Source organism: Campylobacter concisus (assembly GCF_002914195.1).
Classification (GTDB): Bacteria; Campylobacterota; Campylobacteria; order Campylobacterales; family Campylobacteraceae; genus Campylobacter_A; species Campylobacter_A concisus_M.
Window position 1 is genome coordinate 1 of sequence record NZ_PPAU01000071.1, and the last position, 2,060, is coordinate 2,060.

Annotated in this window: 2 protein-coding genes; both read right to left on the reverse strand. The window is 33.3% G+C overall.

The annotated features are described in order from the left end of the window. Positions 1-23: 23 nt before the first annotated feature. Entirely contained in the window at positions 24-1,613 is a 1,590-nt protein-coding gene (locus CYP28_RS01915) for a hypothetical protein (protein WP_103592889.1), read from the reverse strand. Further along, on the reverse strand, positions 1,613-2,060 hold a 448-nt coding region (locus tag CYP28_RS01920), incomplete at its 5' end, for a hypothetical protein (protein WP_219811239.1). The genes CYP28_RS01915 and CYP28_RS01920, both read right to left, overlap by 1 nt.

Consider the following 2,060-nt stretch of genomic DNA (forward strand, 5'->3'; position numbering starts at 1 on the left):
ATATCTATCCCCTGCACTATTGTTTAAGATGCTGCTGCGCTCACGTCTAAATCATTTTTGTTTTGCTCAATGATCTCAATGCTCTTTGAGCTTCTTGCTTTTTGTATGTTGTCATACTCTTCTTGCTTTTTAAGAACACCCTCTTCGCTCTCGTTGTCTATTAGCTTCTTAAGTTCGCTAAAACTTAATGGCTTATTGTATTCAGCCGTGTTAAATCTAAAATAGAGTTCTGAGAACACATTGTTTTCTTTATCGTTGATAAAGTATGCAAACATTAATAAGAATAAATTTACGTAGTTATCTGACTTAAATAGCTTAGACTGGCCATCATTCTTTTTCTCAACTATCTCTATTGTAGAAAGTTGTTTGTAGTATTCTATGATCATTCTAGTATCATAGTCCTCTATCTTAACAACCATCATACCAGCTGGAACATTCATAAACTGGTTGATGACTATTTTAAATAGTATGAGAGTAAAGTCAGCCATTAACATCTCAATGAGATACCCAAGCGTCTTTTTATCTTGAAAAATGCTAATCTTTTTATTGTTGTTACCACGAGTGCGACCACCACTTGACTTAGATGCCGTAGCGTCAAGCGTTTTTAATACTCTTTGTGCTTCTTCTTTATCTAGGCTCTTAGTAATCTTTTCCCTAAAATGCACATCTTTTGCTAGAGCGTAAAATCTTTTGGCAAATTCTTTTTTAGGGCTTGATACAGCTGTTCTAAAATCAAAAGCTTCATTCTCTAAGAAATCTCTGAAGCGGCTTTTTTTGTCTTCCATATATATTCTAATAGCGTTTAATGAAAGCACTACACTATCTTCTAGCACGCCGTCTTTGTTCTCTCTAAGCATGTAGGTTTGAAAATACTTATAGTTTCTATTTTCTGGGATCGTATTGCCTTTGTTCTTTGGATCGCTATTAATTTTGTTAATATAGCTCTCTGGGAAGATGTCTTCATCGTTTTTATATATCACTTTGTCAAACAAGTGAGATTTGTATAGATAGCCTTCTATTATCAAGAACAGATCATCGAAATGTTCTTTTGAGCGAAAGAGCGAGAAAATTCTATTATATTCATTGCCAAATAGATATTTTCTATCATTAAAAATTGTAAGCTTATCAACCCTCTTATAGCCATCTTCTTTTTCAACTACCTGATAGAAGAAGTTTTTTTCCAATTTCCTAAGATAAAAGGCTTCATAGCCCATAGTGTTATATAGGTCTTTTGGGATATAAAAAATATAACCTATGATCTTAAATGGTAGATCAAATATAAATTTTACAATTTTTATATTTTTGAAGCGCTCCAATAATTTGCCATCAACAAATAGATAGGCTACAAAATAAGTTAATAGCATGAATGGCAAAAATAGCCAATAGTTTAAGCCACCTTTATATTCACCATTTATAGCCTTCGCGTAATCAAAAATGCTAAAAAAGAAGGTATCTTTTGAAAATAGCTCATTATAATTAAACAAGAAGCATATTATAAAGGCAAAAACTAGCGATAGCAGTAGTTCATTTCGCCTATAATCCTTGGCAATTTTATGTTTGCCTTTTTTGAGTGACTCTACTTCTGAGTATGCACCAGTTCTATCGCCTGCCATTATTTTTTAATCTCCATAACGTCTAGTTCATTGTTTAAGATCGCCATATTGGATAATATCTTTTTCATCTCCATCTCTTTTTCAAGCAATCTATTGTATTTATCAACCTCATAAGAGTTCTTATAAATTTCAGTCAAATTCTCTGTAAGCATTAGATCTTGCTCTATTGTAAATTCAGTGAGCGGAGTATGTTTTTGTTTGACTTCCTTGTAGTCAGATAAAATACCACTCCAGCGTTTCTTTAACCGCTGCAAATTTTCTTGGACACGATTGTTATAGACGCCATAACTATCAAGTATATCCTGCGAGCAATTTCCGCCATTTATTCCACCACAATAAACATAAGCGCCCTGCCCTGGCAATATTTGTTTTGGTTGGCCATTATCAGGCTCTCTATTGTCATATTCTGGAGTTTTGTATTCAATCATAGATGTTACTGTATTTGGT